The sequence below is a fragment of the Levilactobacillus sp. LN180102 genome, assembly GCF_050106635.1.
GTDB lineage: Bacteria > Bacillota > Bacilli > Lactobacillales > Lactobacillaceae > Levilactobacillus > Levilactobacillus brevis.
The window spans coordinates 153,033-179,457 of record NZ_JBNIIX010000003.1; the positions used below are offsets into that span (position 1 = coordinate 153,033).

Genomic DNA, 26,425 nt, shown 5'->3' on the forward strand with positions numbered 1-26,425 from the left:
GTCAATTTAGCCGGTCATCGATGGTGAACTTTTTATTTCGCAACCACTCGGTGTGCCGTATAATATAAATCGTATGAGGAAGGTTGGGATGGCAGTGGCTAGTCAAAAGAAACGAGATCAGTTAATCTTGCATACGGCCTTGACGGCTGGACGCATCATGATTGAAAATGGCTCTGAGATTGAACGAGTCGAAGACACGATGACGCGCATTGCCAGAAACGCAGGCGCACAAACTAGTCAACTTTTTGTGATGATCACGGGAATTTTGATGGCAATCAATGGTGAGGTTGGCGCACAGATTGAACCGGTTAAACGGCGAACATTTGACTTGGAAAAGATTGCCGTCGTAAACGACCTGTCGCGGCGATTTGCTGATCGCCGCATTACCCTTCAACAATTTGCCGATCAACTAGATCATCTCGATAGCATTAGTCGTTACTTCCCGTTTTGGTTACAGTTACTGGCGGCTGCGTTGGTCAGCGGGCCTTTAGAGGTGGTCTTTCGGCACAACCTGCCGGACTTCTGGATTACCTGTGTGGTCGGGTTGCTAGGCTGGTGGGTTTATTATGTACTAAATAAATTTATTCAAATTCGATTTTTATCCGAGTTTACGGCATCAGCAGCAATTGGTCTGTTAGCTGTTTTGGTGGTGCATTTGGGATTGGGTAACAGCGTTGACGACATTATTATTGGTAGCGTGATGCCGTTAGTTCCCGGTGTTCCTATTACCAATTCGGTACGGGATATTTTAGCAGGCAATTTAGTGAGTGGACCGGCGCGGGGCGTAGAGGCTTTGGTGAGTGCCGCAGCAATTGGATTTGGTATTGCAATGGTTTTACAATTCTTGTAAGTCAGGAGGGTGCCCCATGACGGTTGTTCAATTCGTTATTGAAGTAGTGGGAACGTATGTCGCCACGATCGCTTTTGGTATTTTGATTAATATTCCCCGGCGCGCATTGAATTTTGGCGGTTGGATTGGCGTATTGGGCTATCTCCTATACCGGTTCACGGTGCTGGCTGGTGGCGGTTATGTCATTGGTAACTTATTAGGGGCTGTGGCGATCGGGGTGGCCTCGCTACAAGCTGCCCGATTGAAGAAGATGCCGATGATTCTCTTTAACATTCCAGCGTTGGTGCCGCTGGTTCCCGGCGGTCAAGCCTACCAAATGATTAAGAATTTTGCTTTGGGACATAACGACACGGCGGTAAGCTTTCTACTGCAGGTTGTGATGATTTCGGGCGCCATTGCGTTTGGCTTTTTGCTGTCGGAGTTGGTTAATCGGGTTCAGCAACGACTGCTTCGGCATCACCGTTAGCGATTAGGAAATTCTTAATAAAACGGTCTAGCCTAGAAATCTAGTGGTGGGGTGGTATACTCATTGCTAGGGGTTTCCCAGAATCAGGTAGGATGAAAGGAATAGTTGCACATGATGTTATTTAATCGGGATCGGGACCGGCCGTGGAAATTCACGCTGGCAACCGTATTGTTTCTGATCGTGGCTGTTTACATAAAGGCACAGAATGCTTACGTTGAATTTTTAGATTCATCGATCGTTGATGTCATTCAAAAAAACCAACCGGGGTGGAAGACACTGTTTTATCGCGGTGTGACGAGCTTGGCAGAACCAAAGCTAGATATTGTTTGGGTGTTCATCTTGGCATTTTTACTGTGGGGCTTTAAGTTCAAGGTGCCAGCACTGTGGTGTTTAGCAACGTTGGCGGGTGGCGATGTCATTGCTAGCCTCGTTAAAAATGTTGTTCAACGCAGCCGGCCCACGGCTCACTTAGCAATTGACGATGGTTATAGTTTTCCCAGCGGACATGTATTTGGCACCTTTTTGTTAGTAGCGATGATTTGGGTGATTTTAATCCCAATGATTTCGACGAGCTGGAAAGCGTGGTTGGTACGCATTGTCCTGATCATTTGGTTGTTACTGGTCATGATTTCCCGGGTTTACTTGAATGCCCATTTCCCAACAGATACGATTGGTGCAGCGCTGTTAGCCTATTTGTGGTTACAGGTTGCTGAAGGGTTGTATATTCGGTTAGCACCTGTTATGAAAAAATGGCCGTTGCTAAAGAAGTCTGAAATTTAAAGTATAGAATTAAACACCAATAGAGCTGCCCAGAATCTGAATGATTCCGGACAGCTCTATTTTTTGCGGTTAAATCATCTAAAAGGTAAGATGGTTTTGAGGCTTATTTAAGGTCTTGTAACCATTCTGTCGCTAGGTCTAGCCAATGTGCTACGTGGGGCAAATCAGTACCAGGTTTCCAAGCTGTCACCGAATTGGCTAATGCTAGGCCGTGGGGGCCATTGTGGAAAACGTGTAGTTCAGTATCTACTCCGTGGGTAAGTGAGGCTTGGGCATAAGCTAATGCGTTTTGAACGGGCACCAGTGGGTCATTGGCCGTTACCCAAATAAATGTCGGTGCATTTGCGGCGGTAACGTGTTGGTCTGCAGCAATTTTTTTCGGAGTAGTGGACCATGTCGCTAACGTGGCTGCATCAGTTGGAAAACCTAAGTCGGGTGAAATGACCGGGTAGCCGAGAATAACAGCCTGAACCTTTAATTGTTCTGGAGTGGTGTGAGCCTGTTGATTAAAGTCAGCTTCAGACCACCAGTCATTAAAGAGAGCGGTGATGTGGCCACCAACGGAAAAACCGGCGACCGCCAGTCGGCGAAGGTCCACATGCCAGGTAGTAGCGTGGGCGTGAATAGCGGCAACACTTTGTGCCAATTCAATCACGGGATTGGGCAAGAGGGGCGTCTTTTCACTAATGAAGCTGTAACGGAGGAAGAATGCTTGATAGCCGCGAGCGACCCATGCCAAGGCCAAATCCTCAGCCTGTTGCTCTGGAATGTGGGTATAGGAACCGCCAGGGACGATGATTACGGTCGGGTAAGTTACCGAGGAATCGGTATTTTCCCGCAAGTAGCCTTGTAGATAAGCTGCGGAACTGTTAGGTAGTGACTGGGTCAATATTTTCAATTGCGAAACCTCCTAAAATAAGTCATGATAAGGATACAATCAATTATAACGCATCGTTTGGTCGATCGGAAAGCAGGTAACGTATGGAAAGAATAGCAACAACGTCGCGTTTACGTGTGCGGCCATTAACGGAAAGTGATTTTGAAGATTATCGACGGCTATTAGCCTTGCCAGCGGTTGCTGCGGCTAATGGGTCGCCCAGCGATGTAGATCGTGCTGTGATGGCGCGCTGGTTTGCGGCAGATCGGCAGAGCCCCTTTGCGTTTGCAGTAACTGACTTAACCACAGCCCGGTTTATGGGAGTCATTTTATTCTATCGGCATGACGATCCTGAGGAGAAAAGTGGCAATCCGCAGTACGACGTCGGCTATTTCCTTGATCCAGTTGATTGGGGGCAAGGTATCATGCCGGAAGCCCTAAAATCTAGCTTGCATCTTGTAGAACGGGCAACGGTGGTGACACAGACGGTGTGGGCCACGTGTTTGGTAACTAATCGGCGTTCACAAGGGGTGTTGACCAAATTGGGCTTCCAAACGGTGACGGCTCCCTTTGTTCCAGTGGGACTACCAGGTGAGGCGGCACAACCGGAACTATTGTGGCGCTTGGATTTGCCAGGAAATGAAAAAAGTGAATTCTAATCGTTATTTCATCTTGCAATGTCACACAGGGATGGTATACTACAAACTATCGAATAGAAGAGGCGCGACCAACAAGAGTCGCTTTCCGGAGATGGGTCACATTGCTGATGGAAGGTTAAAGGGGCGGTCGCCGAAATTTACGCATTTTGACCGGATGCGTGGGTTGGGTCCTGGTTGAACAAGTCAGGGACTGTCGCAGTCAAATAATCGGCTGCGGGGCGCTTTCAACGATATTGACTTGGAATAGTAATCTGTCCAACTCTCTTTCGCAAAGCAACTTTTGTGGAAGAGAGTTTTTTATTGCAAGTCGTTTCGAGAAGGTCCTTCTAATCAAGAAGGAGGAAACAATATGGAACAAAGTACGACAAATGCCACGACCAGTGAAGCATCTGATCAGGTAAAGCGGGGGTTAAAGACCCGTCATGTTTCGATGATTGCTTTAGGTGGGTGTATTGGAACTGGCCTTTTCGTCGCCAGTGGGTCAGCAATCTCAACCGCCGGACCTGGCGGTGCACTCGTCGCATATGTGGCGATGGGATTAATGGTGTATTTCTTAATGACCAGTCTAGGAGAAATGGCAACTAATATGCCAATCTCCGGGTCATTTGCAGCTTATTCCGCCAAGTATGTTGATCCTGCGTTAGGGTTTGCCATGGGCTGGAACTATTGGTTCAACTGGGCGATTACGGTTGCAGTTGATATTTCTACGGCAGCTCTGGTGATGAAGTTCTGGTTACCAGGAATTCCCGGCTGGATTTGGAGCTTGATTGCGCTAGTAATTATTTTCGTGATTAATGCCCTATCGGTTCAGGCGTTTGGGGAAACTGAATTCTGGATGTCATTGATTAAAGTTGTCACCATTTTTGTCTTCTTGGCAGTTGGCTTGATGACGATTGTCGGTATCATGGGTGGTCATGCAACTGGCCTTGAGAACTTTACGTACAAAAAGGCCCCATTTGTTGGTGGTTTTCCGGCTATCTTGAGTGTTTTCGTAGTTGCTGGGTTCTCCTTTCAAGGAACTGAACTGGTAGGAATCACAGCTGGCGAGTCAAAAGACCCAGCTCACAGTGTGCCTAAGGCGATTAATCAGGTATTCTGGCGGATTATTCTATTCTACATTTTAGCTATCTTTGTTATTGCCGCCGTTTTGCCTTACACCAGCCCTGACTTACTCGGTTCTTCTGCGAGTGATGTTGCCATTAGTCCCTTTACATTAGTTTTCCAGCGGGCTGGTTTGGCAGCCGCTGCGGGTGTTATGAACGCGGTCATTTTGACCTCAGTGCTTTCAGCCGCTAATTCGGGGATGTATGCTTCAACTCGGATGCTGTATTCCTTGTCTAAGGAAGGTTATGCACCGAAGTTGTTTGAACGGACAGGAAAGAATGGAATTCCTTACCCGGCACTATTTGCCACAACCATTGTTGCGGCTTTGACTTTTATCAGTAGTATTGCCGGTCCACAGATTTATCTGTGGTTGGTGGCTGCAAGTGGGTTGACTGGGTTTATTGCATGGTTCGGGATTGCCTTATCGCACTTCCGTTTCCGCCGCGCATTCATGAAGCAAGGCCATAAGTTGTCTGAACTGAGCTATCACGCAAAGTGGTTCCCAATTGGACCAATTCTGGCGTTGATCCTGTGTGTGGCCGTGATTGTCGGTCAGGACCCACAATCATTCTTCTCGGGTCATTGGGAACAAGTACTGGTAACTTACATCAGCGTACCATTGGTTTTGGTACTGTACTTGGGCTACAAGTTTAAGAAGCACACTAAGCTGATTCCATTGGATCAGGTTGATGTGTCACCCGTTCATAAGGACGGAACTTTAAAGGAATCGTCAACTAAAGATTAAGAATAATAATGCGTGGGCAGATAAAATGAAATAATATTAACGGCGTCTCGTTAGGCTTATGGCCTACGAGGTGCCGTTTTTAATGAATTGGGTAATGAAAAAATGGCCACGATATATTGTCTTTTACGAAGTAGGTTGGTACAATATGTGGTGTTGAAATTTTGGCCGAGAAATCGGCGCGTCGTTATTTAAAGGAGAGAGATTGCATGCTTGTATTATCGGGAACTATCGGAGCCGGCAAAACGAGTCTAACTACGTTGTTAGCCGAACATTTACACAAACCAGCCTTTTATGAATCAGTGGATGACAACAAAATCTTGCCACTGTTCTACCAGAACCCTCAGAAGTATGCCTTTCTATTACAAATTTACTTTCTTAACAAGCGGTTGGATAGCATTAAGGCAGCCAATGCGGATGATGAGACAGTTTTGGATCGGTCGATCTTCGAGGACTCCTTGTTGTTTCACTTGAACGCTGACCTGGGTCGAGCAACGTCTACGGAAGTTGATATCTATGACTCCTTGCTGGCCAATATGATGCAGGAATTGCCAGAAGCGACGCATAAAAAGAACCCAGACTTGTTGATCCATATCAATATTTCGTTTGAAACGATGTTAGAACGGATTAAGAAGCGGGGTCGTTCTTTTGAACAGATCGATCATGATCCGAGTCTGTATGAATATTACCAACAATTGGATCAACGATACGTTGATTGGTATAACGCCTATGATAAGTCACCTAAGATGCAAATTGATGGCGACCAATTAGACTTCGTAGAGGATCCAGCAGCCCGGCAACAGGTCTTACACCTGATTGACGAAAAGATTGCTTCACTTTAGTCGTTGTCTTTGTTACCAAAATGCGGTATGATAACGTCAATTAATAAACACGAGGTGCCTATCCAGTAGACGGCCAGAGAAGCGGGGAAAGCTGAAAGCCGCAACGTCGAAAATTCCAGCACTAAAAAAGTGGGCGGGTAATGCCGCACGGTGCAGACCGTTATCATGTTCAAGGGTGTCATTGCGTGCAATGACGAACTTGGGTGGTACCGCGAAGGTCTTCGTCCCATGTGACGGAGACCTTTTTTGTATCATCCGCAAATTAGAGAGGAGTTATTTCAGATGTTAGATTTAAAGTTGATTCGCCAAGAACCAGACTTCATCAAAGAAAAGTTGGCAACTCGAGGCGTTGACCCAGCTGATATTGATGCACTATTGGAACTTGATGCCAAACGTCGGGAACTAATTGTTAAGAGTGAAACGATGAAAGCCCAACGAAACACGGTGTCTGATGAAATTTCACAATTGAAGCGGAATAAAGAAGATGCTGACGACAAGATTAAGGAAATGCGTCAGGTGAGTGCTGATATCAAAGATATTGATGCGCAATTGGATACATTAAAGGATCAAGTCCAAGATGCTGCCGCGCATTTACCTAATATTCCCAACGATAATGTTCCAGTTGGATTAACTGAGGATGGGAGTGTTGAACTCCGCCAATGGGGCGAGAAGCCAAATATGGACTTCACGCCTAAAGCACACTACGAAATTGGGGAAGATCTTGGCATCTTAGACTTTGAAGCTGGCGCTAAAGTTTCGGGTAGTCGGTATCTGTATTATCTGGGTGCCGGTGCGCGGTTGGAACGGGCCGTGTACAACTTTTTCTTGGATGAGAATACCAAGGCTGGATTTAAGGAAGTCCTGCCACCTTATATCGTGAATGACGATTCGATGTATGGTACGGGCCAATTTCCTAAGTTCAAGGAAGATGTTTACCAATTAAAGGATGAAGCCATGACCTTGATTCCAACGGCCGAAGTCCCCTTAGTGAACTACTATCGTGACGAAGTTATTCCTGAAGAAGAACTGCCAGTTTGGTTTACGGCCTTGACCCCAGCTTTCCGGTCTGAAGCCGGTAGTGCCGGTCGAGATACGCGCGGACTAATTCGGCTGCACCAATTCAATAAGGTTGAGATGGTGAAGTTCTGTAAACCTGAAAATTCGTGGGCTGAGTTGGAGGCCTTAACCAAGCATGCTGAGAGCCTCTTACAGAAGTTAGGCTTGGCTTACCATGTTATTACCTTGACGACTAGTGATATGAGCTTTACCGCGGCGATGACGCACGATCTGGAAGTCTGGTTCCCTGAACAACAGACTTATCGTGAAATTTCAAGTTGTTCGAACACCACGGACTTCCAAGCACGGCGCGCCCACATTCAATATCGTGATGAGAATGGTAAATTACAATACGTGCATGCGTTGAACGGTTCCGGTTTGGCGGTTGGCCGGGCAGTTGCTGCGATTTTGGAAAATTATCAAAATGCTGATGGTTCCGTCACTATTCCGGATGTTTTAGTGCCTTATATGGGTGGCTTAACTAAGATCACCAAGTAATAAAGATAGCTAAACGGATCAAAATAATTGTCATGACGTCGTTAAATAGGCTGCGTCATGGCAATTTTTGTGTGCTAAGAAAGGTGAGTGATCGATAATTTCACGATATACAAATTTTTTTGCAAAAAAATGCAAAAAAGGACTAGCTTTTTTTTCGCTGGTACGCTACAATATTAAATGTTGTTGAGAGAGTAGTTATTCAGTCCACGAATATTTATTCAAAATATTTCAAATTTCTGGTTGACAAGTTTTCAACGGCATGGTAAATTATAATAGTTGTTTCGAACGAGAGCGGTTAACGTTTTCTGAAGGACTATGGAGGATTAGCTCAGTTGGGAGAGCGTCTGCCTTACAAGCAGAGGGTCACAGGTTCGAGCCCTGTATCCTCCATCGGGACTTAGGTCCTTGGCGTTAGTTCGCCAACGTTGCAGGTGTGGCGGAACTGGCAGACGCGCTAGATTTAGGTTCTAGTGTCTTATGACGTGGGGGTTCGAGTCCCTTCACCTGCATTAACTCAATATTGCAAAATATTTGAAAAAGTATTTTGCCGACTTAGCTCAGTTGGCAGAGCATCTCACTAGTAATGAGGAGGTCGGAGGTTCGAATCCTCTAGTCGGCATGGTAACACAATTTAATTGCCAATATGCGGAAGTAGTTCAGTGGTAGAACATCACCTTGCCATGGTGGGGGTCGCGGGTTCGAATCCCGTCTTCCGCTTTGCCCTTTTGCCGGGGTGGCGGAATTGGCAGACGCACAGGACTTAAAATCCTGCGGTCAGTGATGACCGTACCGGTTCGATCCCGGTCCTCGGCATTTAATTAAATATTTATTATGCACCCATAGCGCAACTGGATAGAGTGTCTGACTACGAATCAGAAGGTTGTAGGTTCGACTCCTACTGGGTGCATTTTTGTTGCTCATGATTAGGTTCATGACATCATCGGGAAGTAGCTCAGCTTGGTAGAGCACCTGGTTTGGGACCAGGGGGTCGCAGGTTCGAATCCTGTCTTCCCGATAACTGACTAACTGTCAGCGAGCTATCTCGGGAAGTAGCTCAGCTTGGTAGAGCACCACGTTCGGGACGTGGGGGTCGCAAGTTCAAATCTTGTCTTCCCGATTTTTTATTGCGACCGTCCCCAACAGAAGTGCTGAAACGATCGACTCCTTACGTAATTGTTTGGATGTCGGTCGTTTTTTTGTTATGATAGTTTACCAGAACTTATTTGGTCCGGGTGCAGTCTAATCCGTTGCATTTTGATGGAAACTTCGTATAATATTAGTCAGCATTAGTCAAATAAGTTTCGCTGAAGGGGGGACGGTAATGGAGAATCAAAATATTTCGGATATTATCGAGTCTTACTTGAAGCAAATCTTGGCTGAGTCACAGCAAGTTGAGATTCGCCGGGCCGAGATTGCCGATCAATTCAATGTAGTCCCATCCCAGATTAATTATGTGATTAAGACCCGTTTTACGATTCAAGACGGTTATGTGGTTCAAAGTAAACGTGGTGGCGGTGGCTACATCCGAATTGAAAAGGTTAAGCTATTAGATAATCTTGATTTCATCGATTCCTTAGTGACGGCGGTGGGTGATCAGATTACCCGTCATGACAGCCTAGCAGTGGTTCGTAGCCTCTTTGAAGCTGGTACGATCAATCGGCGGGAAGCCAATATTATCTTGGCGGCGATTGATAAGGCCGCTGTTGACACCGGTGACCGCGCCCTAAATGAACGAATACGGGCGCAAATTTTAATTTCAATTTTGAATCACTTGCGCTATGAGAGCTAAGAAAGTGAGGAGTCGCAATGGACAATTTATTTACCCCAAGTGCTAAGAGCGTGCTCGTTTTGGCACAGGAACAAGCGAAGTATTTTAAGCACCAAGCAGTTGGTACAGAACATTTGCTACTCGCACTGACAATTGAAAAGAATGGCATTGCTAATAAGGTGTTGCAACAGTTCTCGGTTAGTGAGGACGACGTGCGTGAAGAGATTGAACGTTTCACGGGCTACGGCACATTAGCCAACACAGATAAGGATAGTTATTTACCCTACTCGCCTAAGGCTAAGACATTGTTGGCTTTAGCTGGTGATGAAGCTAAACGCTTAGGTGCTGCTAAGATTGGTACGGAACACCTATTATTGGCGTTATTGAGTGACGAAACCATTTTGTCTTCTCGTATTTTGAAGAATTTAAACGTTGAATTACCAGATGCACGCAAGGTCGTGTTGCGGAAGCTCGGGATTGCGGATACGCCCAAGCGGCGTAATGACAGCCGGACGCGGCGAGCACCCCAAGGTGGCACCCCAACGCTGGACTCATTAGCCCGAAATCTAACGGACGCTGCTAAAGAGGGGCGGATGGATCCAACTGTCGGCCGCGATAAAGAAGTTAAACGGGTGATTCAAATTCTGAGTCGACGGACGAAGAACAACCCTGTCTTAATTGGCGAACCCGGTGTTGGGAAAACGGCGATTGCGGAAGGCTTAGCCCAACGTATCGTAGCTGGCGATGTGCCAGAAGATATGCAACAGAAGCGATTAATGATGCTAGACATGGGATCATTGGTGGCCGGGACGAAATATCGTGGTGAATTTGAAGATCGATTAAAGAAGGTCATCGAAGAAATTTATAACGATGGGCAAGTTATTCTCTTTATTGATGAATTACACACTTTGATTGGTGCTGGTGGTGCTGAAGGTGCCATTGATGCGTCGAACATTTTAAAGCCAGCCTTGGCCCGTGGTGAACTACAAACCATTGGGGCAACGACACTGGATGAATATCAAAAGTATATTGAATCCGATGCGGCTTTGGAACGTCGATTTGCAACGGTACAAGTCAATGAACCAACACCTAGTGAAGCCCTACAGATCTTGAAAGGGTTGCGTTCGCGTTACGAAGATCATCACCATGTGAATATTACGGACACGGCTCTGGAACAAGCGGTGAAGCTTTCGGGTCGCTACATCAGTGATCGTTTCTTGCCAGATAAGGCGATTGATTTGATGGACGAAGCCTCTGCCAAGGTTCGGATTGATCAGATGGATCGACCAACTGCAGCCTCTAAGCAGGTTCAAGAGTTAAAAGACCTGGCGGCGGAAAAGGAAACCGCTATTGAGGCGCAGGACTTTGAACGAGCGGCTAAACTCCGAGCGGAAGAAATGAAGCTTCGAGAAAAAGTGGCTGCGCGTGAGGCTAAGGCTAAAGCAGCGAGTGAGGAAGAAACTCGGCATTATGCCTTAGACGTGACGGGTGAAGACGTGGCCGATGTGGTTGCTGAGTGGACGGGAGTTCCCGTAACACAGTTGAAGCAGACGGATGCCGATCGATTGGTTAACCTGGAAAAGATCTTGCATCAGCGGGTCATTGGTCAATCCGAGGCTGTTTCGGCAGTGTCTCGCGCAATTCGCCGAGCACGGTCAGGCTTAAAGGATCCAAATCGGCCAATTGGGTCGTTCATGTTCTTAGGACCAACCGGTGTTGGGAAGACCGAGCTTGCCAAGGCGTTAGCTGAAGCCATGTTTGGGTCCGAAGATAATATGATCCGGGTAGACATGAGTGAGTATATGGAAAAGTACTCAACTAGTCGGCTGATTGGTTCAGCTCCCGGTTACGTGGGGTATGACGAAGGCGGTCAGTTAACCGAAAAGGTTCGGCAAAAGCCATATTCTGTGGTTCTCTTTGATGAAGTTGAAAAGGCCCATCCAGATGTCTTTAACATTTTATTGCAAGTCTTGGACGATGGCTATTTAACCGATTCTAAGGGTCGTAAGGTTGATTTCCGAAATACCATCCTGATTATGACCTCTAACTTGGGTGCAACTAAGTTACGGGATGAAAAGACGGTTGGATTTGGTGCTGAAGACATGGCGAATGATTATCGGGCGATGGCTGGAACTATCCGGGAAACGTTGAAGCAATCATTCCGGCCGGAATTCCTAAACCGGATTGATGAAACGGTTATCTTCCATTCCTTACAAAAGGATGAACTTCACGCAATTGTGAAGCTGATGGCACAACAGATTGTGGCTCGGGTTGCAGAACAAAACATCAAGCTGAAGATTACACCAGCAGCGATTGATGTGGTAGCCAAAGCTGGCTTTGATCCTGAATATGGTGCGCGGCCAATTCGGCGGGCATTACAAACGCAGGTTGAAGATAAGCTGAGTGAAGCCTTACTTAATGGTGAGGTTAAAACGGGTGATCAAGTCACCATTGGGGCAACCAAAGGTGAAGTGACGGTTAATGTTAAAACAACTGATGGTCCTAAAGCCGTTATTAATGCTTAACTGCTAAAATCGAGCAATTAGTTAATAAAAAGCACAGCGGGTTACTAAGAATGATTCAGATTCTTGGTAACCCGTTTTTGTGCCGTTAACTAGGAGCAATCTATGCCAAGTTCTACATTCGGCCGATTAAGTTAATCGAGTAGGGCCAATATAATAGAAGAAATCAAATAAGTTGGGATAAATAAAAGGCGCTTATCGGTGGAACTCCCGCCTAGCTGGTGATAGGTGACTGTGGTACACTTACTTTAATAAGCGGGATGAAAGGGTAAAGATATGAGAAGAGAAGAACAGTTAAACCACACACGGGCGGCCATCTTAAAAGCTGCTAGAGAACAATTTTTAACGCAAGGATATCAGGCAACGTCAACGCGAGAAATTGCCCGTATTGTTGGAATTACGCAACCGGCGTTATATCATCACTTTAGTGATAAAGAAGTCATTTTTTTAGAGGTTATTAAGCTGGTTGGTTCTGAGGTGCAACAAGGATTAACCGCAGTTAATGAACAATTGCAAACGGATTTAACGAAAGACCCAGTGGCAGCATTGACGGCGGTGACGGAGGTTTTGACTGCTGTACATCCGCGTGATGTCTTCACGGTGATTCACAGCAGCTTCCGGTTTCTTAAACCGGCCAATCAGCGTCAACTAGGGATGATCTTCATGCAAGATTACCTGCAACCGTTGCAGCATTTCTTTGAACTGGGTGTTGTAACCTTGCAGCCTGGGTTGGCGGCTAAGGATGCGGCGTCATTTTACCTGACGAGTTTGAGTCCTTTATTCAATACCTTTCATCACGTGGGGCCAGCGGATGCCACACAGCATGATCAGACTATCGCCCTGATTAAATTAATATTATTTGGTGTTGCTACCAAAAAGTGAGCGTCAATTATTGACATTTAGTAATGGATTTAGTATTATATCATTTGTATGCAACTGTGAACTGAAATTGAACGTGCCGATATATTGTCCGGTGACGTTTGTTATAAGAAGCCAAAAGCAAATTGAGTGATTTGTTTTTGGATTTTTTTTGCCAAAAATCCGAAGAAAAGTGCATTTGTAATCAAAATGTAATATTTCGGTGAGGCCAGTCACAGAATAAATAGGAGAGGTGAACAACTTGGCAGGACACTTAGTGAAATACGGGAAACACCGTACGCGCCGGAGCTATTCGCGAATCAAGGAAGTTCTTGATTTACCTAACTTGATTGAGATTCAAACCAATTCCTATAATTGGTTCCTTGACGAAGGTTTACGCGATATGTTCGACGACATCATGCCAATCGAAGATTTTCAAGGAAACCTTTCGTTAGAGTTTGTTGATTATCAGTTACTAGAACCCAAATACAGCGTGGATGAAGCACGGGAACATGATGCCAACTACTCGGCACCGCTACACGTCACCCTGCGGTTAACCAACCACGAAACGGGTGAAATCAAATCACAAGACGTCTTCTTTGGTGACTTTCCATTAATGACGGCCCAAGGGACCTTCATTATTAACGGGGCGGAACGGGTTATTGTTTCTCAATTAGTCCGTTCACCAGGGGTTTACTTCAATGAAGATACGGATAAGAACGGTCGGACAGTTTACGGTGCCACTGTGATCCCTAACCGGGGTGCATGGCTAGAATTTGAAACTGATGCGAAGAACGTTTCTTACGTTCGGATTGACCGGACGCGGAAGATCCCAATGACCGAATTAGTTCGGGCCTTAGGGTTTGGTTCTGACGATGAAATCTTAGATATCTTAGGTGACAACGAAAGCTTGATGCAGACGTTGGAAAAGGATATCCATAAGAACACCGATGACTCACGTGTCGAAGAGTCCTTGAAGGATATCTACGAACGCTTGCGTCCAGGTGAACCTAAGACGGCGGACTCTTCACGGAGTTTGCTGACTGCTCGGTTCTTCGATCCTAAACGCTATGACATGGCACCAGTTGGTCGTTACAAGACTAACAAGAAGCTGAGTTTAAAGACCCGTTTGCTGGGCTTGACCTTAGCTGAAACGTTGGCTGATCCTGATACCGGTGAAATTATTGCCGCTAAAGGAACGGTCGTTGACAAGGACGTGATGAAGAGCTTAGCACCATTCTTGGATCAAGATGATTTCAAGATGGTGACTTTCCAACCTTCTGACGAAGCCGTTGTCACGGAACCACTAAAATTACAAATTATCAAAGTACAATCACCAGATGATCCAGAACAAGAAGTTCCTGTGATTGGGAATGGGAACATCGATATCAAGCTGAAGCACATTCGTCCAGCCGATATTATTGCATCCATGAACTACTTCTTTGACTTACAACTGGGGATTGGTAACACTGATGATATTGACCACTTGGGGAACCGACGGATTCGTTCCGTTGGTGAATTACTCCAAAACCAATTCCGGATCGGGTTATCCCGGATGGAACGGGTTGTTCGTGAACGGATGTCCATTCAAGATGCTGCGACGGTAACGCCACAACAATTGATTAACATTCGTCCTGTCGTGGCCTCAATTAAAGAATTCTTTGGGTCTTCACAGTTGTCTCAATTCATGGATCAGACTAACCCGTTAGGTGAATTAACGCATAAACGGCGTCTGTCTGCTTTGGGACCTGGTGGGTTAACGCGTGACCGGGCCGGTTATGAAGTCCGGGACGTGCACTATACCCATTATGGTCGGATGTGCCCAATTGAAACGCCTGAAGGGCCTAACATTGGGTTGATCAACAGTTTGTCCAGCTATGCCCGGGTTAACAAGTATGGGTTCATCGAGACGCCATACCGTCGTGTTTCTTGGGATACGCATAAGGTTACCGATAAGATCGATTACCTGACAGCTGATGAAGAAGATAACTATGTTGTTGCTCAGGCCAACACGCCATTAAATGATGATGGTTCCTTCAATACGGATACGATCATGGCCCGTGCCCAATCTGAAAACATTGAAACCAGTGCTGACCGGATTGACTACATGGATGTTTCGCCTAAGCAAGTTGTTGCGGTTGCCACGGCATGTATTCCTTTCTTGGAAAACGATGACTCCAACCGGGCCCTGATGGGTGCCAACATGCAACGGCAAGCTGTGCCATTGTTGAACCCACATGCGCCATTAATTGGTACTGGGATTGAATACAAAGCGGCCCATGACTCAGGGGTTGCTTTGATCAGTCAACATGATGGGACTGTTGAATACGTTGATGCACGTGAAATTCGTGTTCGGCGTGAAGATGGTGCCTTAGACACTTACAAGCTCATGAAGTTCCGCCGGTCAAACGGTGGGAAGAACTACAACCAACGCCCAATCGTTAAGGTCGGCGACCATGTCGATAACGATGAAGTCTTGGCTGATGGTCCTTCCATGGAAAATGGGGAATTGGCTTTGGGTCAAAACCCATTAGTTGCCTTCATGACTTGGCAAGGGTACAACTTCGAAGATGCCATTGGGATCAACGAGCGGTTGGTTCGCGATGACGTTTACACGTCGATTCATATTGAAGAATACGAATCAGAAGCGCGTGATACGAAGCTTGGACCTGAAGAAATGACGCGTGAAATTCCTAACGTTGGGGAAGATGCCTTGAAGAACTTGGACGAAGACGGGATTATCCGTGTTGGTGCCGAAGTTCAAGATGGGGATATCTTAGTTGGTAAGGTAACGCCTAAGGGTGTTACTGAATTATCCGCTGAGGAACGACTCCTTCATGCCATCTTTGGTGAAAAGGCCCGTGAAGTTCGGGATACTTCTCTGAAGGTACCGCATGGTGGTGGCGGGATCATCCAAGATGTGAAGATCTTTACCCGTGAAAATGGGGACGAATTGTCACCAGGTGTCAACATGATGGTTCGGGTCTACATCGCGCAAAAGCGGAAGATCCAAGTTGGGGACAAGATGTCTGGACGTCACGGTAACAAGGGGACGGTTTCAGTGGTTATCCCTGAAGAAGATATGCCGTACATGCCAGATGGTACCCCAATCGACATTATGTTGAGTCCCATGGGTGTGCCTTCCCGGATGAACATCGGGCAAGTGCTCGAATTGCATTTGGGGATGGCTGCTCGCAAGCTCGGTGTGCACATGGCAACCCCAGTCTTTGATGGTGCCCAAGATACAGATATTGCGGACGCTGTTAAGGAAGCCGGGATGGCTGCTGACGCCAAGACTGTCTTATATGATGGTCGAACTGGTGAACCGTTTGATAAGCGGGTTGCCGTTGGGGTCATGCACTACCTGAAGTTGGCCCACATGGTTGATGACAAGATGCACGCCCGTTCTATCGGACCTTACTCACTGGTTACGCAACAACCCCTTGGTGGGAAAGCGCAATTTGGTGGTCAGCGTTTCGGTGAAATGGAAGTTTGGGCTTTGGAAGCTTATGGTGCCGCTTATACGTTGCAAGAAATCTTGACGTACAAGTCTGATGACGTGGTTGGTCGGGTTAAGACCTACGAAGCCATTGTTAAGGGCGATCCAATTCCAAAGCCAGGTGTTCCTGAATCCTTCCGCGTGTTAGTGAAGGAACTCCAATCCTTAGGGCTGGACATGAAGGTCTTAAATGGCGACAAAGAAGAAATCGAACTCCGTGATATGGACGACGAAGACGACGATGTTGTTAATGTGGATGCGTTGAGCAAGTACGCGCAACAACAGGAAGAACAACGGAAAGCCGCTGCTCAGACTGATGAATCCAAGACCGCGCCAGCAACAAAAAATGAAAGTCAACCGAATACACAAGACTAATTTATAAGGGAGGTCGCTTCTTTGGTCGATGTCAATAAGTTCGAAAGCATGCAGATCGGGCTGGCTTCACCTGATAAGATCCGTAGCTGGTCTTACGGGGAAGTTAAAAAGCCTGAAACCATCAACTACCGGACATTAAAGCCTGAAAAAGATGGGCTGTTCGACGAACGTATCTTTGGTCCTACCAAGGACTGGGAATGTGCCTGTGGAAAGTACAAGCGAATCCGTTACAAGGGTGTCGTTTGTGACCGTTGTGGGGTCGAAGTTACCCGTTCTAAAGTTCGCCGTGAACGAATGGGTCATATCGAACTCGCAGCCCCAGTGACCCACATCTGGTACTTTAAGGGAATTCCAAGTCGAATGGGCTTGGTTCTCGACATGAGCCCTCGAGCACTGGAAGAAATTATTTACTTTGCATCTTACGTAGTCTTAGATCCAGGTAACACGCCACTCGAAAAGAAGCAATTGCTTTCCGAACGTGATTACCGTGACAAGCTGCTGGAATACGGCAGTGATGCCTTTAAGGCTGAAATGGGTGCGGAAGCCATCAAGAAGTTATTGATGAGCGTAGACCTAGATAAAGAAGTCACAGAGTTAAAAGAAGAATTGAAGGAAGCCACTGGTCAAAAACGGACGCGAGCCGTTCGTCGTTTGGACATTTTGGAAGCCTTTGTGATGTCGGGTAACCGTCCTGAATGGATGGTTATGGATGCCATTCCGGTTATTCCACCTGACTTACGGCCAATGGTACAACTTGAAGGTGGACGGTTCGCAACGTCTGACCTGAACGACTTGTACCGGCGGGTTATCAACCGGAACAGTCGGTTGAAGCGGTTGTTGGATTTGAATGCACCTGGTATTATCGTTCAAAACGAAAAGCGGATGTTACAAGAAGCCGTTGATGCGTTGATCGATAACGGTCGTCGTGGCCGACCAGTTGCTGGCCCAGGTAACCGGCCACTGAAGTCTCTTTCACACATGTTGAAAGGGAAGCAAGGTCGTTTCCGGCAAAACTTGTTAGGGAAGCGGGTTGACTACTCTGGTCGTTCCGTTATTGACGTTGGTCCTTCCCTGAAGTTTAACCAAATGGGTCTGCCAGTTCCGATGGCTTTGGAATTATTCCGGCCATTCATTATGAAGGAATTGGTTGCTCGTGGCTTGGCTTCTAACATTAAGAATGCTAAGCGACAAATTGACCGTGAAGATGATGATGTCTTTAACGTATTGGAAGATGTCATCAAGGAACACCCAGTTCTGTTGAACCGGGCCCCTACGCTTCACCGTTTAGGGATTCAAGCGTTTGAACCGGTCTTGGTTAGTGGTAAAGCAATGCGGTTGCATCCATTGGCTTGTGAAGCTTACAATGCCGATTTCGATGGGGACCAAATGGCTATCCATGTGCCATTATCTGATGAAGCACAAGCAGAAGCTCGTTTGCTGATGCTTGCTGCGCACCATATCTTGGCCCCTGCTAGTGGTAAGCCAGTTGTTGCGCCTTCTCAAGATATGGTTATTGGGAACTACTACCTGACAATGGAAGAAGCTAACCGTGAAGGTGAAGGCATGATCTTTACGGATCTTGACGAAGCAACGTTAGCTTACCGTAACGGGATTGTGCATTGGCATACTCGGGTCGGTGTCCAAGTGACCTCGATGCCAGATAAGCCATTTACCGATGAACAACGTAGTAAGATTATGGTGACGACCGTTGGGAAGTTAATCTTCAACAACATCCTGCCAAAGTCTTTCCCATACTTGAACGAACCAACGAGCACGAACTTGAATGGTTACGTCCCTGACAAGTACTTCTTGGAACCGGGCGAGGATATTCATGATTATCTGCAAAATGCAGAAATCATTCCACCATTTAAGAAGGGCTTCTTGAGTGACATCATTGCGGCCGTTTACCAACAATACAAGGTGACGGCAACGTCCGAACTGTTGGACCGGATTAAGGACTTGGGTTACAACGAGTCAACGAAGTCTGGGTTAACGGTTGGGATGGTCGATGTGACCGACTTGAAAGAAAAGCCAGAAATCATTGCGGCTGCTCATAAACAAGTCAGCACAGTGACAAAGCAATTCCGGCGTGGGTTGATTACGGATCATGAACGTTACGAACGGGTTATTGGTATCTGGAACGATGCTAAGGACGAAATTCAAAACGCCTTGATTCACAGTTTCGACCAACAGAACCCAATCTTTATGATGAGTGATTCTGGTGCCCGGGGGAACATTTCTAACTTTACCCAATTGGCTGGGATGCGTGGCCTGATGGCTGCTCCTAGTGGGGATATCATGGAATTGCCAATCACGTCTAACTTCCGTGAAGGGCTGACTGTGATGGAAATGTTCATTTCAACCCATGGGGCTCGTAAAGGGATGACCGATACAGCCTTGAAGACTGCCAACTCAGGTTACCTGACGCGGCGGTTGGTTGATGTGGCGCAAGATGTTATTATTCGGGAAAAGGATTGTGGAACTGATCGTGGTTTGAAGATTCGGGCCATCACTGATGGTAACGAAATGATCGAACCATTGTATGACCGGATTCTAGGGCGTTATACTCAAAAGACGGTTTACGATCCACAAACTGGCGATGTCATCGTACCGAAGAACCAAATGATCGTTGAAGATACGGCACAACAGATTGTTGATGCTGGTGTTGAAGAAGTGACGATTCGTTCAGCCTTCACTTGTAACACGGAACATGGTGTTTGTGAACACTGTTACGGTCGGAACATGGCGACTGGTGATGAAGTCGAAGTTGGTGAAGCAGTCGGAACGGTTGCTGCCCAATCTATCGGTGAACCAGGGACTCAATTGACCATGCGGAACTTCCATACCGGTGGTGTTGCCGGGAACGAAGATATTACCCAAGGGCTTCCCCGGGTTCAAGAATTATTTGAATCTCGGAACCCTAAAGGTAAAGCTGAGATTACTGAAGTTACTGGGACGGTTGAATCAATCGAAGAAAACCCAGCTGAACGGACTAAGGAAATCACCATTAAGGGTGAAGCTGATACGCGGAGCTACACGTTGCCAATTACGGCACGGATGCGGGTCAGTGAAGGAGACTTCATTCACCGTGGTGGCGCTTTGAACTATGGGTCTGTTGATCCTAAGGAATTGTTGCGGGTTCGTGATGTCTTGTCAACTGAGACGTACATCTTGGGTGAAGTGCAACGGGTTTACCGGATGCAAGGTGTGGCCATCAGTGATAAGCACGTGGAAATCATGGTTCGTCAGATGTTACGTAAAGTTCGGATCATGGATCCGGGCGATACCGATGTCTTACCTGGGACTTTGATGGATATCCAAGACTTCCGTCGGGCTAACTATCAGACGTTGATCGATGGTGGCATTGCGGCTACCGCCCGTCCAGTTATCTTGGGGATTACAAAGGCGGCTTTGGAAACTAACAGTTTCTTATCAGCTGCTTCTTTCCAAGAAACGACTCGGGTCTTGACCGATGCTGCTATTCGGGGCAAGAACGATCCATTAGTTGGTTTGAAGGAAAATGTCATCATTGGGAAGATTATTCCTGCCGGGACTGGGATGCCAGATTACCGTCAGATCAAGCCCAAAGAAGTTGGCGGCACGTCAACCGAAGGTGTTTATTCCATCAGCGACTTAGAAAAGCAAATGCAAGAAGACTCACAAGCTTAGTGACAACTAAGCCTAAGAAAAAGGACTCTCGTCAGTGGCGAGGGTCCTTTTTTACATAGCATTGTTATGACGCCATCAGCCACCAGAACAATGCACTGATTAACAAGTAGGGAATGAATGCCAGTTGAGTTGTTCGCCGGTTGATAATTAAAGCTAAACTAGCGGCTAATAATAACCAGTGGGCCATGGCAGTTAGTCCCCACATGAGACCATAACTAAGAAAAAACTCGAGATCGCCATTACCAATCGTTGGTACAGACCAACGAGACCATAACCAATTCATCAAGCCATTAATGAAGACCACAATCAACCAAACGACTGGGGAGTGTCCCCAGAGTGCGAGACTCAGGCCGATCCAACTTAACCAAGCCGGAAATGTTTGCGTGTGCCAGTCGTGAAGGGCGGCTAATCCCCAGCAGGCTAACCAACTGATCGGTAGCCACGTGGCCGTATTCAGTGTGGTGAGGAGGGTGCCGCCTAATACCTCAGCCACGAACGTTACCGGAATGATTGGTGTTTGACAAGTGGTGCAGCGCCCGCGTAATATTAAATAACTCCAAATTGGGATCAATTGCCAAGGCTTCAGTGGTGTTTGACACGTTTCGCAGTGGGAGTTGGGATATAAAAGGGACTCTTGCCGCATTCGCCGGTAGGCCCAAGCGGTACCAAAAGAGCCTAGACAACTGCCATAGCAGAACAAGATAATTTGCATGGGTGATCACCTCAGGGGTAATTCCGTGAAAAGCGTCGGAAAGTTTGCGAGAAATTGACGGTGGGATGATTGACACAGCATTTCTGGCATGGTATTCTATTCAAGGTGCTTTTCGCAGACAGGTCTCGGGTACACACTACCGGACATGCTGACTGACGGCGGGAGGGACACTTCAATTAACCTGCCCGTCTAGGTGGCTTTTTCTTTTATTTGAAAATGAACCACCTGGATGTGTGGACTTAAAACTCTAGAAAGTATAAGGAAAGGAGGACTATTTAGATGCCTACTATCAACCAATTGGTGCGTAAAGGTCGTAAATCTAAAAGTTCTAAATCAGATGCCCCAGCTTTAAACTACGGGTATAACAGTTTCAAAAAAGCTCAAGTTAAGAATCCAGCTCCTCAAAAGCGTGGGGTTGCTACTCGTGTCGGTACCATGACACCAAAGAAGCCTAACTCAGCTTTACGGAAATATGCACGTGTGCGGTTGTCAAACTTAATTGAAGTGACTGCTTACATTCCTGGTATTGGTCACAACTTACAAGAACATAGTGTTGTGCTTATCCGGGGCGGCCGGGTTAAGGATTTACCTGGGGTTCGTTACCACATCATCCGTGGTGCGCTCGATACTGCCGGGGTTACTGACCGTCGTCAAGGTCGTTCCAAGTATGGGACTAAGAAGCCTAAGGGCTAGACCAAGATTATTTTCAGCTAGTTGCACGGTTGCCGTCAGCTAGCTGGTAACAGCATTTCAAGGAGGATATGAACAATGCCTAGAAAAGGAAACGTACAAAAGCGTGAAGTCCTTCCTGATCCAATTTACAATTCAAAGTTGGTCACTCGTCTGATCAACCACACGATGATGGATGGGAAACGTGGAACTTCAACTAAAATCATTTATGGTGCCTTCGACATCATTAAGAATGAAACTGGTAACGATCCAGTTGAAACTTTCGAAGAAGCAATGAAGAACATCATGCCAGTCTTGGAAGTCAAGGCTCGCCGGGTTGGTGGATCAAACTACCAAGTCCCAATCGAAGTTCGTCCAGATCGTCGGACGACTTTAGGTCTTCGTTGGTTAGTCCAATACTCCCGTTTACGTGGTGAACACACGATGGTTGAACGTCTTGCACGTGAAATCATGGATGCCGCTAACAACACGGGTGCTGCTGTTAAGAAGCGTGAAGATACGCACCGGATGGCTGATGCTAACCGTGCCTTCGCACACTACCGCTGGTAGGAGCAACCATCGCCCTGCGCTACTAGCAGTGTGATAAAATGTTAGAGCGATCTGTGCAAACAGCTCGTCTCTAGCTTAAGGGAGATAATCCTTTAATCGAGAGGTGGCTACTAAATCAGTGTGATGATAGTAGCCACCTTTTGCCACAATCTACGATCAAATTGAGAGGAGTTACACATTAATCATGGCTAATACTCGTGAATTTCCGCTTGAGAAGACGCGTAACATCGGTATCATGGCCCACATCGATGCCGGGAAGACGACGACAACTGAGCGTATCCTGTATTATACTGGTAAAATCCACAAGATTGGTGAAACCCATGATGGGGCTTCACAAATGGACTGGATGGAACAAGAACAAGAACGGGGGATCACGATCACTTCCGCTGCCACTACGGCTGAATGGAAGGGTCACCGGATCAACATCATCGATACCCCAGGACACGTGGACTTCACTGTTGAAGTTGAACGTTCCTTACGGGTGCTTGATGGTGCCGTAGCCGTCTTGGATGGTCAAGCAGGGGTTGAACCTCAAACTGAAACGGTTTGGCGTCAAGCTTCTGATTTTGATGTTCCTCGTATCGTGTTCGTTAACAAGATGGATAAGCTGGGTGCCGACTTCGACTTCTCAGTTAACTCTATCCACGAACGTCTACAAGCTAACGCCTTGGCTTTACAAATGGCCATTGGTGCTGAAGACGAATTCGAAGGGGTTGTCGACTTAGTTGAAATGAAAGCCTACGTTTATGATAAAGATGACTTAGGTTCTTCATGGGATACGGTTGAAATTCCTGCTGATATGAAGGAAGAAGCCGAAAAGCGTCATGAAGCCATGATCGAAAGCGTTGCTGACGTTGACGATGAAATCATGGAAAAGTACCTTGAAGGTGAAGAAATCACCAAGGACGAATTAAAGGCTGCTATCCGGCGGGCAACTTTGAAGCTGGACTTGTTCCCAGTCTTCGCTGGTTCTGCCTTCAAGGATAAAGGTGTTCAGATGTTGATGGATGCCGTTGTGGACTACTTACCATCCCCATTGGATGTTAAGCCATACAACGCTACTGATCCTGATACTGATGAAGCTATCCAATTACGTGCTGATGATGATGCGCCATTTGCTGCCTTGGCATTTAAGGTGGCAACTGACCCATTCGTTGGTCGTTTGACTTACATCCGGGTTTACTCCGGTACGCTGGAAGCTGGTTCTTACGTCTTGAACTCGACGAAGGACAAGCGTGAACGGGTTGGTCGTTTGCTGCAAATGCATTCTAATCACCGTCAAGAAATTCCAGAAGTCTTCTCCGGTGATATCGCTGGGGCCATTGGTTTGAAGAACACCACAACTGGTGATTCATTAACCGACCCAGATCACCCATTGCATTTGGAATCTATGGACTTCCCAGATCCAGTTATCCAAGTTGCTGTAGAACCAAAGACGAAGGCTGACCAAGATAAGATGAACACGGCTTTACAAAAACTCTCTGAAGAAGATCCTACTTTCAAGGCTGAAACTAACCCTGAAACTGGTGAAACGCTGATTGCCGGGATGGGTGAGTTGCATTTGGACATCATCATTGACCGGATGAAGCGTGAATTCAAGGTTGAAGCCAACATTGGTGCCCCACAAGTTGCTTACCGTGAAGCCTTCACGAAGTCAACGAGCGTTCAAGGTAAGTTTGTTCGCCAGTCTGGTGGTAAAGGTCAATATGGTGATGTTTGGATTGAATTCACCCCTAACGAACGTGGTAAGGGTTACGAATTCGAAGACGCCATCGTTGGTGGGGTTGTTCCTCGTGAATTTATCCCTTCAGTTGACCAAGGTTTGCAAGAAGCCATGGCAAATGGTGTCTTAGCTGGCTACCCATTAGTTGACGTTAAGGCTAAGCTGTATGATGGTAGTTACCATGATGTCGATTCTAGTGAAGCAGCCTTCAAGGTTGCCGCTTCATTGGCTTTACGGAATGCTGTTAAGTCTGCCGGTCCTGTTATCTTGGAACCAATCATGAAAGTTGATATCTTGGTTCCTGAAGAATACATGGGCGATATCATGGGCCAAGTTACCGCACGTCGTGGTAAGGTCGATGGTATGGAAGCACGTGGTAACGCACAAATGATCCACTCTTACGTACCACTTTCAGAAATGTTTGGTTACGCAACGACGTTACGTTCTGCATCACAAGGTCGTGGGACATTTACCATGACGTTTGATCACTACGAACCAACGCCTAAGAGTGTTCAAGCTGATATTATCAAGAAGAATGGCGGTACTCCAGTCGAAGACTAGAGTCTTGTGCATTCGTAAAAGCGTCCTACCAATTTGGTAGGACGCTTTTTTGTCGGCATCAAAAAGGAAAAAGTAATATAAAAATGACGAGTTAACAGAGCGTGGTGTAATGTCGTATAATAAATGTGGTGTGCACGATTTAGATTGGAGAGTGAGCTATGGAAGACTTATTTGAACGTGCGCCGATTCCAAGAGCCTACTTTAAGTTGGCATTGCCGGTCGTGCTGAGCATGGTTGCCAGCATGATCTATAATCTTGCTGATACGTTTTTTGTTTCGCAAACCCAGAATACGAATCTAGTGGCAGGGGTTGCGCTATGTACGCCGTTGTTCTCATTATTGATCGCTATTGGCGATATCTTTGGCTTGGGCGGCAGCTCGTTGATATCCCGGTTGCTAGGTGAAAAGGCCTTTCAGACTGGAAGACGAGTTAGTAGTTTTTGCCTTTATGGAGCGGTGGTCTTTGGTCTAGTGACAACTATCTTATTATTGGCGTTTGAACGACCAATTCTTCATTTATTAGGTGCAACAGCGGTGACTTACGTATATGCCGCACAGTTTTATCGGATTATGGCGTTGGGAGCTATGCCGATTATTGTGTCGATTGTTCCGGGTAATTTGATTCGCACGGAAGGATTTGCCACACAATCGATGATCGGAACGATGGTAGGAACTGTAATAACGATTATCCTAGACCCAATTCTCATCTTCTCACTTGGCATGGGAGCAGCCGGGGCAGCCTTAGCCACAGTAATCGGTTATACGATTTCCGCTGGTGTCTTGGTCTACTTAACTTGGCGCTATTGTCAGGTTGTTTCAGTAGATGTGCGGTTAAGCCGCATTGATGGGCACTTACTTCGTCAGGTTCTATTCATCGGGATTCCAGGCGCCATTACCAACCTCATGCAAGCTTTTGGCACAGCTGTTTTAAATCGCTACCTTGTAGATTACGGTCCAACCCGGGTCGCTGCTATGGGGATTGTTTTGAAGGTCTACATGATTATTATGTTAGTGATGGTGGGCTTTGCATTCGGAACACAACCCTTGATTGGATACACATTTGGTGCGAAGAATAGGGCGCGGTTTAAACAAATTCTGCACTTTGACTTGCTGGTCGAGGTCGTCTATGCCTTAGTATTTGCCGTCATTCTGATAATCTTTGCGCCGCAACTAATGGCATTATTCCTCCATAATCCAGCAGTCATTCAGACTGGGACTTACATGTTACGTGCTTTTCTAGTAACAACGCCTTTTGTTGGAGCCGTCCTCGTATACACAACGGTCTTTCAGAGTACGGGGAAGGCTAGTGGGGCCTTTATCATGTCTATCGCCCGGCAAGGTGTTGTTTTTTACGTAATGGTGGTCCTAGGAGCCCATTTATTTGGCTATCATGGCGTGATCTGGGCCCAACCAGTGGCGGATGTTCTAACCTGTGGTCTAGTGTGGTTACTGACAAAGCTACTATTAAATAGGAAATCATCCGCTAATTAACCTTATTTGCCAGAACTAAAATTGATTTAGGTCAAATCTCGTCCACTACTTCCAAAAAAATTCAAGGAATTCCGTGAAATCCCTTGTCAGGCGCCACTTTATTTAGTATGATAGTCAAGTGCTGTATTTCCCTGT

The 26,425-nt window shown here is 46.6% G+C and carries 18 protein-coding genes, 8 tRNA genes and 1 riboswitch; of the genes, 24 read left to right on the forward strand and 2 right to left on the reverse strand.

Features of this window, described 5'->3' with window-relative positions; all coding sequences use genetic code 11:
• Positions 1-88: 88 nt before the first annotated feature.
• The 3 genes from ACP4IT_RS03195 (at position 89) to ACP4IT_RS03205 (ending at position 2,096) form a co-directional block, all read left to right on the forward strand.
• The gene (locus ACP4IT_RS03195) at positions 89-850 is read left to right on the forward strand and encodes a threonine/serine exporter family protein (protein ID WP_226769664.1); all 762 of its coding nucleotides are present in this window, start codon (positions 89-91) and stop codon (positions 848-850) included.
• Positions 851-866: 16 nt separating this feature from the next.
• Positions 867-1,316, forward strand: coding sequence for a threonine/serine exporter family protein (locus tag ACP4IT_RS03200; RefSeq protein WP_021741305.1), 450 nt, complete (start codon positions 867-869; stop codon positions 1,314-1,316).
• Between the two features lie 111 nt (positions 1,317-1,427).
• Positions 1,428-2,096, forward strand: a complete 669-nt coding sequence (locus ACP4IT_RS03205) for a phosphatase PAP2 family protein (protein ID WP_035465418.1) — start codon at positions 1,428-1,430, stop codon at positions 2,094-2,096.
• A 103-nt stretch (positions 2,097-2,199) separates the two neighbouring features.
• Here the strand turns inward: ACP4IT_RS03205 and ACP4IT_RS03210 are convergent, their stop codons facing one another.
• Positions 2,200-2,994 carry an alpha/beta hydrolase gene (locus ACP4IT_RS03210; RefSeq protein WP_042254877.1) on the reverse strand — a complete coding sequence of 265 codons (795 nt, stop codon included), beginning with the start codon at positions 2,992-2,994 and terminating at the stop codon, positions 2,200-2,202.
• 83 nt (positions 2,995-3,077) lie between these two features.
• On the opposite strand from ACP4IT_RS03210, the gene ACP4IT_RS03215 reads away from it, so the two are divergent.
• From ACP4IT_RS03215 to rpoC, 17 genes are all read left to right on the forward strand, one after another.
• Positions 3,078-3,632 carry a GNAT family N-acetyltransferase gene (locus ACP4IT_RS03215; protein ID WP_226769663.1) on the forward strand — a complete coding sequence of 185 codons (555 nt, stop codon included), beginning with the start codon at positions 3,078-3,080 and terminating at the stop codon, positions 3,630-3,632.
• A 49-nt stretch (positions 3,633-3,681) separates the two neighbouring features.
• Positions 3,682-3,864, forward strand: a riboswitch (Lysine riboswitch).
• A 117-nt stretch (positions 3,865-3,981) separates the two neighbouring features.
• A complete protein-coding gene (locus tag ACP4IT_RS03220; RefSeq protein ID WP_011668513.1) occupies positions 3,982-5,481 on the forward strand; it encodes an amino acid permease in 1,500 nt (499 codons plus the stop codon).
• 206 nt (positions 5,482-5,687) lie between these two features.
• A complete protein-coding gene (locus tag ACP4IT_RS03225; protein ID WP_011668512.1) occupies positions 5,688-6,320 on the forward strand; it encodes a deoxynucleoside kinase in 633 nt (210 codons plus the stop codon).
• A gap of 282 nt (positions 6,321-6,602) precedes the next feature.
• On the forward strand, positions 6,603-7,874 hold the full coding sequence (gene serS, locus ACP4IT_RS03230; protein ID WP_011668511.1) for a serine--tRNA ligase: 1,272 nt from the start codon (positions 6,603-6,605) through the stop codon (positions 7,872-7,874).
• Positions 7,875-8,191: 317 nt separating this feature from the next.
• A tRNA-Val gene (locus tag ACP4IT_RS03235) sits at positions 8,192-8,264 on the forward strand.
• Positions 8,265-8,301: 37 nt separating this feature from the next.
• Positions 8,302-8,383, forward strand: a tRNA-Leu gene (locus ACP4IT_RS03240).
• A 37-nt stretch (positions 8,384-8,420) separates the two neighbouring features.
• Positions 8,421-8,493 (forward strand) — tRNA-Thr (locus ACP4IT_RS03245).
• Between the two features lie 26 nt (positions 8,494-8,519).
• A tRNA-Gly gene (locus tag ACP4IT_RS03250) sits at positions 8,520-8,591 on the forward strand.
• A 10-nt stretch (positions 8,592-8,601) separates the two neighbouring features.
• Positions 8,602-8,687 (forward strand) — tRNA-Leu (locus tag ACP4IT_RS03255).
• A 20-nt stretch (positions 8,688-8,707) separates the two neighbouring features.
• A tRNA-Arg gene (locus tag ACP4IT_RS03260) sits at positions 8,708-8,781 on the forward strand.
• A 34-nt stretch (positions 8,782-8,815) separates the two neighbouring features.
• Positions 8,816-8,889 (forward strand) — tRNA-Pro (locus tag ACP4IT_RS03265).
• 28 nt (positions 8,890-8,917) lie between these two features.
• Positions 8,918-8,991, forward strand: a tRNA-Pro gene (locus ACP4IT_RS03270).
• A gap of 204 nt (positions 8,992-9,195) precedes the next feature.
• Entirely contained in the window at positions 9,196-9,663 is a 468-nt protein-coding gene (locus ACP4IT_RS03275; protein ID WP_011668510.1) for a CtsR family transcriptional regulator, read from the forward strand.
• A gap of 17 nt (positions 9,664-9,680) precedes the next feature.
• A complete protein-coding gene (locus ACP4IT_RS03280; RefSeq protein WP_011668509.1) occupies positions 9,681-12,167 on the forward strand; it encodes an ATP-dependent Clp protease ATP-binding subunit in 2,487 nt (828 codons plus the stop codon).
• Positions 12,168-12,440: 273 nt separating this feature from the next.
• Positions 12,441-13,046 (forward strand): TetR/AcrR family transcriptional regulator, encoded by a 606-nt coding sequence (locus ACP4IT_RS03285; protein WP_015474034.1) that lies wholly within the window; start codon positions 12,441-12,443, stop codon positions 13,044-13,046.
• A gap of 238 nt (positions 13,047-13,284) precedes the next feature.
• Positions 13,285-16,896 (forward strand): DNA-directed RNA polymerase subunit beta, encoded by a 3,612-nt coding sequence (locus ACP4IT_RS03290; protein ID WP_011668507.1) that lies wholly within the window; start codon positions 13,285-13,287, stop codon positions 16,894-16,896.
• Between the two features lie 21 nt (positions 16,897-16,917).
• Positions 16,918-20,565, forward strand: a complete 3,648-nt coding sequence (rpoC, locus tag ACP4IT_RS03295) for a DNA-directed RNA polymerase subunit beta' (protein WP_011668506.1) — start codon at positions 16,918-16,920, stop codon at positions 20,563-20,565.
• A gap of 64 nt (positions 20,566-20,629) precedes the next feature.
• On the opposite strand, the gene ACP4IT_RS03300 is transcribed toward rpoC, so the two are convergent.
• Positions 20,630-21,277, reverse strand: a complete 648-nt coding sequence (locus ACP4IT_RS03300) for a prepilin peptidase (RefSeq protein ID WP_011668505.1) — start codon at positions 21,275-21,277, stop codon at positions 20,630-20,632.
• A gap of 279 nt (positions 21,278-21,556) precedes the next feature.
• Between ACP4IT_RS03300 and rpsL the strand changes: the two genes are divergently transcribed.
• The 4 genes from rpsL (at position 21,557) to ACP4IT_RS03320 (ending at position 26,290) form a co-directional block, all read left to right on the forward strand.
• Positions 21,557-21,970 carry a 30S ribosomal protein S12 gene (gene rpsL, locus ACP4IT_RS03305; protein ID WP_011668504.1) on the forward strand — a complete coding sequence of 138 codons (414 nt, stop codon included), beginning with the start codon at positions 21,557-21,559 and terminating at the stop codon, positions 21,968-21,970.
• Between the two features lie 75 nt (positions 21,971-22,045).
• Positions 22,046-22,516 (forward strand): 30S ribosomal protein S7, encoded by a 471-nt coding sequence (rpsG, locus tag ACP4IT_RS03310; protein WP_021742677.1) that lies wholly within the window; start codon positions 22,046-22,048, stop codon positions 22,514-22,516.
• Positions 22,517-22,700: 184 nt separating this feature from the next.
• On the forward strand, positions 22,701-24,800 hold the full coding sequence (gene fusA, locus ACP4IT_RS03315) for an elongation factor G (RefSeq protein ID WP_043022653.1): 2,100 nt from the start codon (positions 22,701-22,703) through the stop codon (positions 24,798-24,800).
• A gap of 158 nt (positions 24,801-24,958) precedes the next feature.
• On the forward strand, positions 24,959-26,290 hold the full coding sequence (locus ACP4IT_RS03320) for an MATE family efflux transporter (protein WP_226769662.1): 1,332 nt from the start codon (positions 24,959-24,961) through the stop codon (positions 26,288-26,290).
• Positions 26,291-26,425 lie beyond the last annotated feature (135 nt).